Annotated in this window: 10 protein-coding genes; 6 read left to right on the top strand and 4 right to left on the bottom strand. The window is 56.4% G+C overall.

Annotation, left to right across the window (positions count from 1 at the left end; genetic code table 11):
• Window positions 1–317: 317 nt before the first annotated feature.
• The 5 genes from NKG59_RS21290 to NKG59_RS21270 all read left to right on the top strand — a co-directional run bounded on the left by NKG59_RS21290 (window position 318) and on the right by NKG59_RS21270 (window position 8484).
• Window positions 318–1619 carry a hypothetical protein gene (locus tag NKG59_RS21290; RefSeq protein ID WP_253541043.1) on the top strand — a complete coding sequence of 434 codons (1302 nt, stop codon included), beginning with the start codon at window positions 318–320 and terminating at the stop codon, window positions 1617–1619.
• A gap of 1868 nt (window positions 1620–3487) precedes the next feature.
• Window positions 3488–4447, top strand: coding sequence for a hypothetical protein (locus tag NKG59_RS21285; protein ID WP_253541040.1), 960 nt, complete (start codon window positions 3488–3490; stop codon window positions 4445–4447).
• Window positions 4435–5223 carry a PDDEXK family nuclease gene (locus tag NKG59_RS21280; protein ID WP_253541037.1) on the top strand — a complete coding sequence of 263 codons (789 nt, stop codon included), beginning with the start codon at window positions 4435–4437 and terminating at the stop codon, window positions 5221–5223. Before NKG59_RS21285 ends, NKG59_RS21280 begins: the two co-directional genes overlap by 13 nt.
• A 353-nt stretch (window positions 5224–5576) precedes the next feature.
• Window positions 5577–7556: a hypothetical protein gene (locus NKG59_RS21275; RefSeq protein ID WP_253541034.1), complete on the top strand. Its 1980-nt coding sequence runs from the start codon at window positions 5577–5579 to the stop codon at window positions 7554–7556.
• A 562-nt stretch (window positions 7557–8118) separates the two neighbouring features.
• Window positions 8119–8484 carry a hypothetical protein gene (locus tag NKG59_RS21270; protein WP_253541032.1) on the top strand — a complete coding sequence of 122 codons (366 nt, stop codon included), beginning with the start codon at window positions 8119–8121 and terminating at the stop codon, window positions 8482–8484.
• A gap of 538 nt (window positions 8485–9022) precedes the next feature.
• On the opposite strand, the gene NKG59_RS21265 is transcribed toward NKG59_RS21270, so the two are convergent.
• The 4 genes from NKG59_RS21265 to NKG59_RS21250 are packed head-to-tail and all read right to left on the bottom strand — an operon-like array spanning window position 9023 to window position 13505.
• Window positions 9023–9556, bottom strand: coding sequence for a Mov34/MPN/PAD-1 family protein (locus NKG59_RS21265; protein ID WP_253541029.1), 534 nt, complete (start codon window positions 9554–9556; stop codon window positions 9023–9025).
• Window positions 9553–11337: a ThiF family adenylyltransferase gene (locus tag NKG59_RS21260; protein ID WP_253541026.1), complete on the bottom strand. Its 1785-nt coding sequence runs from the start codon at window positions 11335–11337 to the stop codon at window positions 9553–9555. Before NKG59_RS21260 ends, NKG59_RS21265 begins: the two co-directional genes overlap by 4 nt.
• Window positions 11330–12376 carry a cyclic GMP-AMP synthase DncV-like nucleotidyltransferase gene (locus NKG59_RS21255; protein WP_253541023.1) on the bottom strand — a complete coding sequence of 349 codons (1047 nt, stop codon included), beginning with the start codon at window positions 12374–12376 and terminating at the stop codon, window positions 11330–11332. The genes NKG59_RS21260 and NKG59_RS21255 overlap by 8 nt, the downstream gene beginning before the upstream one ends.
• A complete protein-coding gene (locus NKG59_RS21250) occupies window positions 12369–13505 on the bottom strand; it encodes a CBASS cGAMP-activated phospholipase (protein ID WP_253541020.1) in 1137 nt (378 codons plus the stop codon). The genes NKG59_RS21255 and NKG59_RS21250 overlap by 8 nt, the downstream gene beginning before the upstream one ends.
• 126 nt (window positions 13506–13631) lie before the next feature.
• Here NKG59_RS21250 and NKG59_RS26540 point away from each other — a divergent pair, with 126 nt between their 5' ends.
• Window positions 13632–13997: a helix-turn-helix domain-containing protein gene (locus NKG59_RS26540; protein ID WP_420804044.1), complete on the top strand. Its 366-nt coding sequence runs from the start codon at window positions 13632–13634 to the stop codon at window positions 13995–13997.
• Window positions 13998–14585 lie beyond the last annotated feature (588 nt).

Here is a 14585-nt window from a genome sequence, read left to right as displayed (position 1 = left end):
TACAAACATTAGGCACATGTGCCCATTTTCTTGATGTGAGTGTCGCAGCTCCAATGGTATGAGTTTAGTACACCGTTCGGGACTTTATTTGTCCCATTCCTAAAATGAGACTCTGAGTCACGCTTTTTATTTTTTTCTGAACATATACTCGCCTCGACGACTTAAGCAGTCGTCGGCGCGATCTGCTGAAACCTTGGTACGACAGGGATTCCTTCCCAGACACGGTCGCAGCCAATGTTGCGTATGCAATAAAAAAAGCGCACATAAATCCACTCAACAGGCCAATTGCGGACAGTCACCTCAAATAAGGCTCTGGCATGAAAAGTACATCCTCGCTAGCAAATTTAGATGTTGGCAATTCTGATGGCCTGGTGGCCCCGGGCAACCCTCTGCTGGACAACATGCCAGCGGTCCCAAAGCTATCTGAGGCCATGCGGCTCATGGATCAAAAAGCCACAAGCAACTACAGCTACTCCTCACGCGAAGAGAGCATCCTGCGCCAAGCATCCAACATCTACGTTTCTAGCGCCAAGTCTGCGGGCATTGTGAGCACCGTTGTTGCTCAAGTGCGTGCCTCCTATATGGATAGGGATCTACGCATGCCCGACTATCGGAACCACACCATCGCAGCAAACAATTTCTTGCATGATCGCCCGACAAGAAATAGCGCCACACCCCCATCTCGATCTGGGATGGGACCGCGAGCACGTCCGCGCGGCATAGTAGTTGCCGCGCCGGTTCGCATGGGGCGACGCTGCCTTGCCGATATCGTCGAATCGGTTATCGGGCGAGGCTGCGTAATGACTCGCGTGCAAACGCATAGTGGCTTTAGTGAGTACGCTCAACTTCGATCCTTGCGCGTACAGTGGCCGATCGAAGGTAAGGTTTTGGGGTTTGCGCAGGGGTTCTTAGGGGCTTTCGACTCGGTTTTTAATACAGGATATGCAAACCGTATTGGAAGCCCGCAGTTTCGGGAAAGCCAGGTTGTGGCAGCAGTCACCGCGCTTGGCGTAGTGTCTAACCTTGGCTTGCTTATCGTCGAGGGAATTGGTACCGAAACCTCCACCAGTAAAGCCGCCCACGCAACCTGGGACGCACTTGCTCACTTCACGCGAACCACGGGCATCCCTGTGCTCTGCCTTGCAACCCCGGGAGCCGTGATATGTGGCTTATCTCAGCTTCCAAGTGTCGCCGGAGCTTTGGCACCGCAGGGCCTATTCGAAATCACACGCTCAGGACGAGCCGAGGAAAACCACTGGAAGGCGGTTTGCAAAGCTCAGTTCGATGCCACGCTGCGTGTCGCCGGCATTGCCAGGATGCCTGAATGGCTGCCTGCCGCCGCATACGACTTGACGTTTGGGTATCCTGGCCTCCTTGCAACGGCGCTAAGCAGCATCTCGCTGCAACTCTTGTCACTCGACGTAAAAACGCTCAACGCCGACACATTCCATACGTACGGCAAGCAGGCGCTCGCTCTGCACGAAGGCGATATCAACGCAGTTCGGCAGATCGGAAGGGGGGGTCTTTACCGGGAACCTAGTCTAGTTCGATGCGGTGACTGGCTCGGTGTTCGGCAGTTGTCGTCAACGCATCCCGCGCCACAACTGGCTCCTAGGTAGGCCCCCTATGCTCCGGACCCTATATACCGCCGCCGCCCTCGAGACGCCAGTCAGCCTTCTCATGGCACTGGCTGCCACCACAACAGATTCCGGAGTGCGGCAACTGCGTAGCCGAGTGTTGCTACACGGTGCACCTCTTCTACAAACCGCACCCTGTCGACTACGGCTGTTCTGTGACTTGACCAACCGGTGCTATGGCAACGCGGCCCAAGTTTTGGCTGAGCGCACTCTTTTCCCGTTCTATGCGGGGTGCCTCACCACCTCTTCGGCTGCAACGCTTGCAGCGCAAGTTTGTGATAGCAAGTTCAGCCGAGTGAGTTGCCCCTCACCGCCAATCCATCTACAGGTCGGGAATCGCTACGGATTGGAATGCCCGGAATGTTCGAGATTGAATCGCCAACTCACTGGCAGGCGCTGCTCCCTCACTCTGCATTGCATCCCTTTCCTGACAAGGTGCCCAGTACATCAATGTCAATTGCGACTCGCTGCGAATTGCAGCGATAGCGAGCTGATATTCCTTGCGACCGCTAGTCGCGGCCGAAGGCGCAATAGTTTAAGCCTCGCCGAGACATGCCTAGAGCTTCTGCGGGGCACTTCCTGTCACGGTGCATTGGATACAACGGCTAAAACGTTGCACGAGCGAGGCTATGTGTCTGAAACCCACAAGTTCAGGACGGCAGCCCTAATAAGAGATTGCACGGCGGCGCTTTCCAATGGATTTGAAGACGTAAGACTTGACATGTGGCTTCACTCCGAAGCTCTGCTAGTTCGCCTGTTACGTTACCTTGAGCGCCCGATGGCGGCCCCGCATCCGACGGCCGTTGCTGTTCTGCAAGTTGCTCTGTCTCGGATCGAATATTCACCTACGCTGACTTCACCTGCTGCAGCGAAACGCAACGCGAAGGCTCCTGCTTCAGAGCAGAAGCTACAAAGAATTCAAGATAATCGAGACTTATGGATTGCCCATCAGACAAAGCAAGCTGGACGTCCACGGAAAACTATCCGATCAACAGCCGCCGCTCTTTGGATGTGGCTATATCGAAACGATCGCCAATGGCTCAACTGTCATCAAGCGCAGTCGACAGGGAATGCATCGCCGAAAATCGGGTCATGTCGCGATCCCACGAGTGTCTAGCGTCCCTTACTTGGAAAGAGCACAGGCAGCGAATTGAGAGTTGGCATTGCGATGCAGACGCTCAACTTGCGCGGTCAGTCACTCCAGAACCTACGGATTCATGCCCGATATGCAAACTCATCGTCATACTTTGATTGGTGTTTTTTCAGCGTCATCCATCTGCAAGGGTGAGGTCTTCGCTGGATACGTTGCCAGGCACAACTTGCGCGCATTGGAGCCCCTACATGTGCAACTCCTAGGTCGCCGAAATGCCTCCCTGCCCTGGCTAATGCCCACCCGTCTCCAAGAACACGTTCCGATCTTGGGCGATCGCGTCGGCTCACTCGAATCAGTTCTCGCCAACAACACGCTTGTCCCCGGCTTCAATCGATTCCTTTCTGCAGCACAGTCGGAACTCATGCACCGGCACCATATCGGCACGGGGGTCGCGGGACTGACTTCAACATTGGGGCTCATGTCCAGTAGGCATCGCGACCTAGCCCGTTCTGTGTGGGGCCCCGCAATCTGCCTCGACTGCCTTGAAGAGGACATCGCTCCAAGTGGAGACCCGTTCTGGCGGCGGGATCTACTGATGCGGCACATCCGTGTTTGTCCACGACACGGCACGCCGGTCTACGACCTATGTGGTACATGTCTTCACGGTTTTTCAAGCTCCATAGCCTTAGGCGCGCCTCGCAGTAGATGCATGTGCGGCGGGCCACTAAAGCAAAGAGAGCGCCATCGCGGCAAGACCATGGAGCGCCTCGAGTTCTCACTCGCCCGCGGATGGCATCGTCTATTGGACGCCGATTTCGCCCCGCACGCTCAAGGGCAACTGATTGCTGCTATTGCCTCACAAAAGGCACGCGAGATCGGATTGGTAAAGGGACGGCAAGTCAAGTGGGAAAAATATACCCAGACCTTCATGAGTCCTTTCATGGGCAGACTGGGCGACGGCGTGCGGTTCCCCTTCAAAAGCAGACGAGTAAGTGCGTTCCTGCTCGGCGAACCTACTCTTCGGAATCCGTTCCACGCCTTATTCGTTCTGCTCGCCATGTTTGGAAGCTGGCAAGAGATCGAGTCCGTGCTATGTGCTACCACTAGCGCACCCGACATTTCCATCTCCGCGACCCGCCCAACAAAGCATAGGAGTAGCGCCGAAGATCGGGTACGTTGGCTGGCTGCCTCCATCAACATACTTCCTGAGACATGCCGGCTTTACGAATCGTTGCGTAGCACTTACCCGTATCTGTCGCACAGTGCGATCCGCGCGCAACTGCCATCCATGAACGCCTTGGCAGCCTCAAAAGAGCGCCTCAGCGCGTGCGGTGTCCAGTTTCCCGAAGAAGACATTTCGCAACTGTTGGACGCTACAGGTGCCGCTCACATTGAGAAGCAAGCGCAATCTCTGATACGAGCCGGCGTCGCTTATCGCCTATCCAGGATGCGCCTATTGAAGGACCACCCTCTTCGGAACTCCTGGCAGCATGAAGATGTACGTGCCCGGTCGCCCAAAACAGCCGCAGCACTGAAAGAGCACCTTGAGACCTGGGCTATGTTTCGGCGGCGGCTGTTACCTGAAAAGATCCGCAGCGGACTGGTCCCCGGTTTGCTCCCAAAGCAAGCCGGCGAGGTGGACAATTTCACAGACCAAGAAGTGCACGCCCTGTGGCTAAGCCACAGCTGCTTTGTTCGAAGAACATGCAGATCCTAGAGCTGACAGCGCCATTTGTGACACCACGACACGTCGCATTGCCCGCACGCGACGCCTACGGAGTTCCTCATGGCGGCCGATATGTCCCATTGCGCGACGCTACCGATATCAGTTGGGCAACACGAGCTAGCTTCAGCGCAATCAAGTTTAGACGCACCCACCAAGCGCTGTCCCTCAACGAGATGCGCCCCTTGTTCGCATTCGGGTTCAACCCCTATGTCGTTGATATTCGCGATCAGTATCCAGTCTACGATCAGGAAGATTACAACCGAGCAAAGCGTCGTGGTAAGCGCATGCCGATTTCCGCTGTCCAGACCTATGACATCGTCCTGACCTTAACCCTTCCGCCGGACAACAGCCTGCACTATCACGGGGTGTCCATCAAGGATGCCAGAGACCAGCTAACCGAGCAGGACTGGAAAAGGCAGGAACGAGAACGAAATCAGTTTGCCGAGCGTGGCTGGACCTGGGAGCTGCTGCGCGGCGATCAGTTCAGCAAGCTGATGTGGGGGAATCACGCGTTGATGCGTACGTGGATCGTGAACATCGATGTGTGGGAGGCGTATGACGAAGCCCTCGTGCTTGCAGAACGCGTTAAAACTCGTTCGCAGAACGGCACACTCGATTCGATTCTGACGCGGCATGCCCGATGTCTCCAAATGCCGATCAATCGGGCATTTGAGCTGTTTGCCATCGCCAATTGCTTCGGATTCCTACGCCTGGACCCGAGTCACCCCCTGCGAGTTGACCACCCACTCCATTTGCTGGATGCGTAATCATGGACAACACGACTGCTCTACCGCGGATACTGCCTCCCACTGCCGAGGCAAGTCTTATTGCACATTTGCGAGAACTCCATTACGCAACATGGCCGGCAGGCTTGCGGCGGTTTGCGCCATTCGCACTGACTGGGGAACCGAATGACAAGGCATATGTTGCAGTAGCCTGGCAGCCAAGCGGGAGAATTCTTTACGTTCAACCAATTACACTGGACGAGCCGCCGCCAACGTGCAGGGTACCGATTCCCGTTGCAGTGGATCAAGAGGAGTGGCTGCCTCGTGTCACACCGGTTCGCAGGCCCATCAGGCCTCCTTGCATGCGGCCACCCATTGATAAGGTCCAAGCCAGCATGCTCGAAGGAACCGACCAGCGGATGATGCTCGTCAATGCGCTTCTCAAGGTTGATCCAACAGGACTGGGGCGAGAGGACGACTACATCATCAACGACTACATCTTTTGGGATGCGCAAGTACGCGCCGCTCGCATCGAACAGATGCGGCAAGAGCTAAACGCGGGTGCCGGCTTTCGTGCGTATCTGCTGAAGCTATTCACTAAGCACATGCGCTATGGCGGTGGCCGCAAGTCTATGCTTCAGTTGACACCGCTTCGAGGTGGTCCGGGAAAAGCCCGACTTTCACCCGCGGAAAAGCCCGGCACCCTGTCTACGAAGGAACAACTGAAGCGTTCAAAAGCACGTGCAAAGGGCAACACCGAGCCCAAACGAGGCAAGCGCGTCGATCAAACAGATATCGACTTCATGACCGAGTCTCTTGAGACGGAATGGGCTGGGAACCAAACTTCGCTAAAAACAGCACACAGTCGAATGTGCGAAACGCACTATGCAAAAGCAAAACCAAACCAAGTTCCAAGCTATGGCAGATTCTGGTACCGCCACAAGAAGATCGTGCAAGAGAAGGGGTTACAGAAGAAGCGCTTTGGGCGCGTTGCAACGGAGCAGTATTTTGAGCCCAGGACGGGCAGTTCGAGCGACATCACCCAAGGTGTGCTGGAAATACTCGATGTCGACGGATTTCGGCCAAAGATCCCCATTGGCGCGGTAGTCAACGGCAAGATGGTACCCATGGAAGTTACGATCATCTTCGGCGTATCAAGACTATCCGGAGGAGTAAGAGGCTATGAGATATGTCTAAGTAAGGAGAAGGGTGAGGGATACCGACGATGCCTGATATCTGCCATTCTTCCAATGGATGACCGTGCCACATCGCTCGGTTTGGGTCATTTGCCGGGCCTTTTATGCGGAAACATAGATGGTGTGTTCGTCGACAATGGCCCAGGCAAAGCGAAGGACGTGCGATCCGTCGTGAATGAAGACCTTGGCGGAATCATGTTAAATCCGCCGGGTGCACGCGGCGATCTGAAAGCGATAGGAGAGCGTCTAAATAGGACCATGATTCATGTCATGGCTGAAGAGACCAAGGAAGGTCACACCCGCGACAAAAGCCTGCTCGAAAAAATAAAGCGAAGAATCAGAAGGAATGCAAAACCAATTGCTCTCGATGATTTCGAGCGTTTGATGCTGAAAACAATCAATCATGTCAACATGACGGCGAACAAGCGCAAGCTGCGCTCTGCTGTCATGCGAAGGGCCAACGTCGACATCACTGCAGCCTCGATACATCAATACTATCAATCCTCAAGAAGGGGACAAGCTGCCGGAGGTTGGACGGAGCGAGAGCTTTATGATGCCCTCATACCCTGGCAAGAAAGGGTTTGTTCGAAGGGCCTCGTCAAGTTTGCAGACGCCTCCTACACGTCGAACGAGCTGGTCGCTCTTTCGTCCGAGTGGGCCAAACTACCCGGAAAGAAACCTCCCCTCAAAGTCGGCGTCAAACGGACGACGCAGCTCTCTCAATCGCTCTTGTGCAGAGATCAGGACGAAAACGTATTCGAGATAGAGATGATCGAAGAGGACAAACGGCGTTTCGGTTTGCTCTCGTGGAAAGCACATGAATTCGCCCGTATCGACGAACTGGTTAGAGAGGAGGAGCTCAAGAAGAAGCGCGCAAAATCATCAGGCACGTTGAAAGCGACCAGGCAGGAAGAGATCGATTCAATCGAATATGGTCGGGGCAACGCTTATGCAGGCGCTGGCGGCGCTACCGTGACCCAAGCCAAACAGAATGGGACCGCTTGGCGGGACGCTGAACTGGCAGGACGCCAACGTGCTGTTTATGGCGTATCGCCGCCTTCAACAGGAGATGCGGCTCAAGTCAACGCAGCCAACGAGCCGATCGAAGACGCCAGTGACGATTTGCTCGCGGCAGCCGCGAGGAAGGCTGAGGAAGCATACCGTAGAACCGCACAATGATCGGTGCACGCTATCGGAGCCGCAATGCCATGCAAGCTAATTTGGAAGTGCTACGCGATTTGAACATTGGCGCAAGTGGCCGCAGATAAAACGCACTACGTCCGTCTGATCGATATCCCTGAGCCATTTCGGGCGGAGTTTCGCGCGTGGATGCGCCTAGGGCAGTGCCCCGTAATCGAGGGCGAAGACTCGCGCGGTTGCATGTACCAGCATGACTTCGAGGGCTACCGCCAGGAACGGCTAAGCGGTGTCTACTGCAAGTGGCAGGGCAAGGCACCATGGGAGTTATCGCACTATCAGCCGCCGGCGAACGACAACCACAGTTAAGAGACCGGCGCACCGGCCTTGCCTGTTGGGTGACACGGGTGATCCAACGATGCGGGAGCATTTCCATGAAGATTCTCGTGGAGACGTATCTCAGCGTGGGGGAGCCATCGAGCTCAGCGGTGCGTGTGAGAGCGCTGCCAGTGCAGCGTCTATAGATGATGTCCGTCACCCAGGACTGGTTCGGGCCGTCGACCGTGATCCGCCTACTACGGCCTGGTGATGAACGCACTAGGCTATGTTTACCATTGATCACCCTTCACATACTGCACAGAGGAAGGTCATGCGCGAATATCGCTCCGTTACTGCCAGCGAGCTGGCAGCATGCACCTGTGACCGATGTCACCGTCGGCTGACTCCTGACAATCCGGGCGAATGGCAGGAACGACTGTCGATCGACCACCACTGCGGCTTCGATTCCATCTTTGGTGACGGCAACTTGGTGAGCCTCGACCTGTGTCAGCACTGTGTGAGGGAACTGCTCGGCGAATGGCTGCGTGTCGGCCCGCCGAAAGACCTACAAGAAGCCGGAAAACTTGCATGGGCGCTAGTGAATATGCCGAACGTCGGTGAGGACGAAGACTTTGAACGCCCCCACGAATGAGGGTAATGGAGCATGCATACCATCATCGCTGCTAGCGGTCATCGCGGCATTGCTTGACACCACGATCTGACGAGCACGCTGAAACGCGTCCCCTCCGGCTCGCTACAGACGACGGGGTGCCGCGTTACATGAACTCGCTGAGCACGGATCGACTTGCTTACACCGAGACATTTAGGGGAGGCCTTCATGCAGGCAGATCTAGAAGTTCTGCGTAATTTGAACATTGCGCGGCGGACGGCCGACAGAACGCACTACGTTCGCTTAGCTGATATCCCGCAACCCTTTCGAGCGGAGTTCCGCGCGTGGATGAGATTAGGGCAATGCCCCGTCGTCGAGGGCGAGGAACGGTTCGGCTGCATGTACGAGCATGACTTCGAGGGCTATCGGCAGGAGCGGCTACGGGGCGTTTACCGCAAGTGGCAGGGCATGGCACCGTGGGAGTTACCGCACTATCAGCCGCCGGCGAGCGATAACCACAGTTAAGAGGCTGGCGACTATCGAACTTATTGCCACATCGGACTGAGCGGCCCTCTGATCCTCAACACCACCGGTCGAGACGCGCAGGATTGCAAATGCTCGGATGAGACACATCCGCATGCTTTGGTCTGATAGTAAGCGGCGCGACATCGGAATCAGTAACAGCACCCACCCACAGCGCATCGGGAAATTCAGATGTACCCACAATGACCATCAGCACACAATTGAGGTCATGATGGGAAGCGCCGAAAATCTGCATCATCTTGTTCTCGTCACTTAGAGAAGGCGAAGGACGAGGCTCCGGATGCGAATGCCAATCCCCAAGATAGTGAAGGCCCCTCTGGTGGAACGACTCAATCTCGCGTTTCTCGGCCGCTCGATTCGGGTGAAAAGAGAAACGGGAGCGAAGCGAGCCACGGCTGGGACCCGTGGCGACGCTGACTCGGACAGATCGGGGTTCGGTAAAGACCCCGAAAAGCTGACCACCCGCCTCTGCGCTGGAAACTTTTTTCTGCTGGAATGATTCGAAGACTGCCAAACAGCCTGCACTGAAGATTACCTCGCCAAACCGCGACTGGAATACGATGTCTGTCATTGACACTCCGCGCAGACGCTTTCGGCCTGCAGCGCAGCAGTGTACGTCCGCTCGAAGCCATCTTGTTCGCTGAGCTGTTCGTACCAACCCGGCATGATGCCCGCACCGGTGGAGACGAACCCGGACTTCGCGCCAACCCAGGTTTTGCGCACGCTCTCATTGTGCGCGCCACCCAAGGCTTCAAGCGTGAGTCGTGTTGCCATAGCGACCGTCACAGACGCGTCGCAAGCCGAGTATGGCTGGTAGAAGGCGCCGCAACCGGCCTCCCTTGGAAGCTCACCACCAAGCCGTGACACCTGGCAAACGTAGTCGCCGGTCGCATTGGTCACACAACGCAGGCACCCGCTGCCCGACACGACGTAGAGCGAGTGACCGGCAAGAGCGAAGCGTTCCACCCATGTGAACACCGTCGGCGGAGCACGGTCTGCCGCAATCATGCTGTTGAGTTTTACGTCTGTGAGCCAGTCGCCGGTGGCCGACACGATGATGTCCACCCTAGTCCAAAATGTGTCATCTAATTCTGCTTTATCCCAATTCGTCGGCAGCGCCTCTACATCAAGGTCTACGAACCGCGAAAGCAACTCATCTTTGACCGCTGTTGCCTTGTTCATACCAACATACTTGGTCCCAAGCACATGCCGGCCAATGTTCTGCATTGTTAGATACTCGCCGTCGGCCAAAATTAGCCTGCGAACTCCCGCCTGCGCCAACTGCACGGCAATGGAAGCTCCAAGCGCGCCACAGCCGAAGACCGCCACTGTTGCATTGCTCCGTTCTTGCGCGCGAGCACCAGTTGTGCGCGAAAGCAAGAAATCTGAATCGATGCGCGTCACCTCCGCGCGATGTACGGGAAAGGAGGCATCCCGAATACGGCGGTAAAGGAGCGTGGAGGAAAAGCGCCTCTTCCTCATGCCTGAAACAAGTTGCTGGCCATGCCCTCGCGGATGAGGAAAGGAACGCTTGAGCTCGACAATGCATGCCCCCATCATCGTTTCGCCCTTCCACTCGAAGGCAAGCACCACAAGCAGCTGCCAACTGCGCCCAAGTGCTTCGTGGACGAAGGCCAACTGCTCAGGCGCAACGCGACGCAGTAGGTCCAACAGATCACGAGAGTTCTTCGGGTAGTCCGCTGGATACAGCGGCTCATCAAGATGAACCAGGAGGCCCTCGGTAAGCTTTTCCTTGTCAACGGCAATACCGCGCTGTCTCAAGACGCGTTTCACATCATCTTTCGAGCTCGCCACATATAACGTATGCCGGGCCTGCTGAAACCAAATGGGCGAGGTCTCCTCCCTACGCTTCAACCAGGCTTCCACCTCATAGAATTTCTCAGAGCCTAGCGTCCAGTACGTGACGAATTCGTCAAGGAAGTCTTCGCGATTCTCACCGGATGACCCCGAGGCATACAGCCTGACGGCCCTGTCGAGCATGTGGTCCAGATGCCCAAATGCCAAGGGAATGGCCGGGGAGTTGATTCCGGCGATTAGGCAGAAAATGCCGTCGAACTCAACATGCGGCATCTCACAGGGGGTGGCCTTCCGTACTAGGCCGAACCGCGGCAGACTGTGCGGATACTGCGCGTCAACCCCGACGACCAAGTCCTCCTGCAAACCAGTCAGCGCCGGTGGCAAAACCCAGCCCGACACCAGCTTCCGGAGAGGAAAGCGTTCGCGTAGCCACACGCCATCGACCTGAGTCGCAGATGGCCATGCGACGGCAATCGCCTCGGCCAGTGAGGCGACTGCCTGTTCATGCTCGGCAGGCGAGTGGGTGTCAGGCATACCGCCCTTCGCCCCCGTCCTTGAAGAACTGCGTCTGCGGTTCCTGCGAGCCACTGCGAACAAAGCCCGTTGCCCCAACGGCTTGGGACTTCTTAGCGTTCTTCTGGTCTTCGATGGCCTCATCGAAGTAGTCTGTGTTGAAGAAGCTTTTCAGTGCTTCCATCGCTTCCTGCTCGGTGGCGTTCGAATCGCCGAGTGGCGCCAACGTCGTCTTGGCGTCCGCAAGTTTGTCCCGCATGTTCCGCATGTCGGCATCGTCATTCGTCTTCGTCACCGAGTCGTAGGGTGCCACCGGGCGAGTCACCGTAAGATTCCACTGAAGGCGAGCATGGATGTCGCACACAAGGTTGTAGAGTGCTTGGTCGTCACGGTCCTTCCAACCACCCTGCGGATACTTCTCGTTGGTGAGAATGGAGAGAACGAATCCACTCGGCAGTGTCCAGGAAGCACGACTCTTGCTCCAGGCCTTGAGCAGACGAACCATTCGACGAAGCTGCCGCCCGTTGGTTTCGTCGGGGCTCTTCTTTGTCGCGCCCACAAACCACTCGGTTACCGCTTCAGGGTCCGATTCTTTCCATTCCGTCGCGGCCAACTCATAGACGGCCTTACCGTTGCGTTCCACTTCGCGGTAGACGGGCATGTCGATGGTAAAACCATCTGCATAGTAGACACGCACGCAGTTGGTCCTGACCTCGGGCGGCGTTTTGAAGTCCTGCTTTTCGTTCAGCGCGTCGCACACCATGTTCTTGGCCTGGAGCGGGGTGAACTCGCCACCGCGCTCACCTACCAAGTCGCCCTTTGCGAAGACGACACCGTCGTCAATGTCTGACGTAGCAGCATTGGCCTGAACCATCGTGTGCATGGCGTAAGAGCCCTGCTTCACGAAGCGCAACGGCGACCGCCTCTTTTGAGATCTCAAGCCATCTTTCAAGCGCGTTTCGTTGGACGTGCGACGCTTGCGCATCAAGTCCTTTTGGTCTTCCTTAAGGGCAACCCTTTCGAGGAAGTAGTTGAGCAGATGCTTGTGCACATTAGCCATTCATAGCTCCTTCGGATTGTTGAGCAGGAAACGCCTTGATGTTTTGGAAAAACTGCGCGATGAGAGGCTGCGGAGGAGGTGACCCCGCTGTTGCCAGGGAAACGTTCAAGTCAATGGCATGGTTGGCGAGTCGCGACAGCAAATCCAGGCACTTTTTGGACGGGTTGTCCAAGGACAGATGTGCCACGTCGTTGACCGGCACGTCAGGGTCCTTCAGCCTTACGTAGGCGACTTTCCGGCCAGTGAACTGCGCTACAGTCTTCGTCACATAGTCATACGCATATGACTGCGCGTCCAAGGCGACCTCGACAATGCCCACGCCGATCTTCCATCCCAGTGCACCTCGGTCCGCCTGGCGCGGGGTGATGCTGCGGCCCTGGAACGGTGGACAGGTGCTGACAGACATCAGCTCGATAGGTTGTTCTCCATCGGACATCGACAGTGCTTCGGTGAGGGCAACAAGAGAAGGGTTGTTCGCCCACAGGCCACCGTCTGCGAACCAGTTGAAGGCGCCGTCCTTGTCAGCCGGCGATGCGATGCCGTGAATCGGCAAGACCATCGGCGCAGCGGTAGAAGCCAAACAGACGTCAACGAGACGATAGTTGTTGTCTCTGTTCAGTCGATTGCCCTTCTTGTCGTGCGGCGTCTTGAAGACCCACGACTTGCTGGTCTCGACGTTGACCGCCGGAACGCAGAGTCCGATGCCGCGACGCGCGTACATCTCGCCGACGGTTTCATCTTGCAGAACGTCGTGGAGGGCCTTCTCCAATGGTTTGGGGCTGTTTGCAGCGTGGCCAGCATTCTTCATCGCCCACAGGGCCGCTTTCCTTCCTGTGCCTGCAGGGTCGGTGAAAATGTCTTTGGCCTTTTGGCGATACAGATCAATAACGCGCTTCAACGGCACGCCTGCAGCCAACGCGGTTGCCAGAATTGCTCCGGTGCTGGTGCCGACAATCAAGTCAAACTGTGCACCGAGGTCGAACGACTCGGCGTTCGGCAGTCGTTGGTTTGCAGCGAACCGCTTTGCAAGCCCCTGGAGCAGCAGCGCTGAGTAGAGTCCGCGCACACCTCCACCATCTAGCGAGAGTACCCGGTACGGCCGAACTTCCCCTGCGGCGTTGGCAACCATGTGCATCCCTAAAGTGACGATGAAGCCAATTTATGGGCTTTGATTCATGTTTTCAATAATTCACAAACAACCAGCATAGTTTGGCCACTTATTACAATGTGACGTCACTTATCCACAGGCAAGGCAGTGAGAACTAATGAATTAGTTAGTCTTGAGTCACTTTCAGCAAGCCAAGTGGCGAAAGAGGTGGGGGTTCGGCTTCGAGCCGAACGCATCCGGCGAGGTATGTCCCAAGCCGAGATGGCCGAGCGCGCGGGCCTGAGTACTAGGACCTATCGGCGCCTGGAGGCCGAGGGCGCGGGCACCGTTGCGGCGTTGCTGGCAGTGCTGCGCGTTTGCGAACGATTGCGGGCACTCCAGGTGTTCCTTCCGCAGGCGCACCTGCCTGAAGTTCGCACACCGCTATCGGCGTCCACATTGCCGCGTGTTCGGCGTAGCGCCAGTCGGTCGTTAGATGGGGAAAATAGCGGGCGGGATGCAGCCGCGCCATGACTGGCTTTCACTCAATGTCGGCACAACCGGCGCAGATTCCTGCCCGACGCAAGCATGAGTCGCTTCAACCCCAAAGGTACGCTTTGCGAAGCACCTCATCGATTTGCTGCGGCGGAATGGCCCCGCGCCAGATGCCAGACACGTGGCTGCTGCTCCCAGGTGACTTTCGGCGACAGGTCATCCAGTTCTAGCGAAAGCAGCGTTAGCGTCTGCAGCTTGTCTTCTGTGTCAAATCGGATTCGCGTCATTCTCGTAGCCGCGATATCCGAAACTAATCAATATCTCGCGCGCCAGCACTGCACGCGCAAAGTGTCGAGCCCTTGACGCTGTTGAAGCACAGGTGCCCAACCTCAAAAGCCATTAGACAAGCCAGTATCCGGAACTAATCAACAGCGTGTATCCGGAACTAATCGAGAGCCTCACTGAAGCACTCGATCAGTTCGGAATCCAGGGCGCTATGGCCACCCGTAATGCCTTTTTCGAGCCCGTACCCGGTGAGGAAGATGGTCTCGGCTCAATTCAAACCTGAATCGCCCCGGCCTCGGTAGACACCTGCAAGCCTCAAACTAGAGGTTAGACAGGAGAAGC

It is taken from the genome of Ralstonia chuxiongensis (genome assembly GCF_024158925.1).
Taxonomy (GTDB): Bacteria; Pseudomonadota; Gammaproteobacteria; order Burkholderiales; family Burkholderiaceae; genus Ralstonia; species Ralstonia chuxiongensis.
Note: the sequence above shows the minus strand (reverse complement) of the source record. Positions and strands in the feature narration are given on the sequence as shown.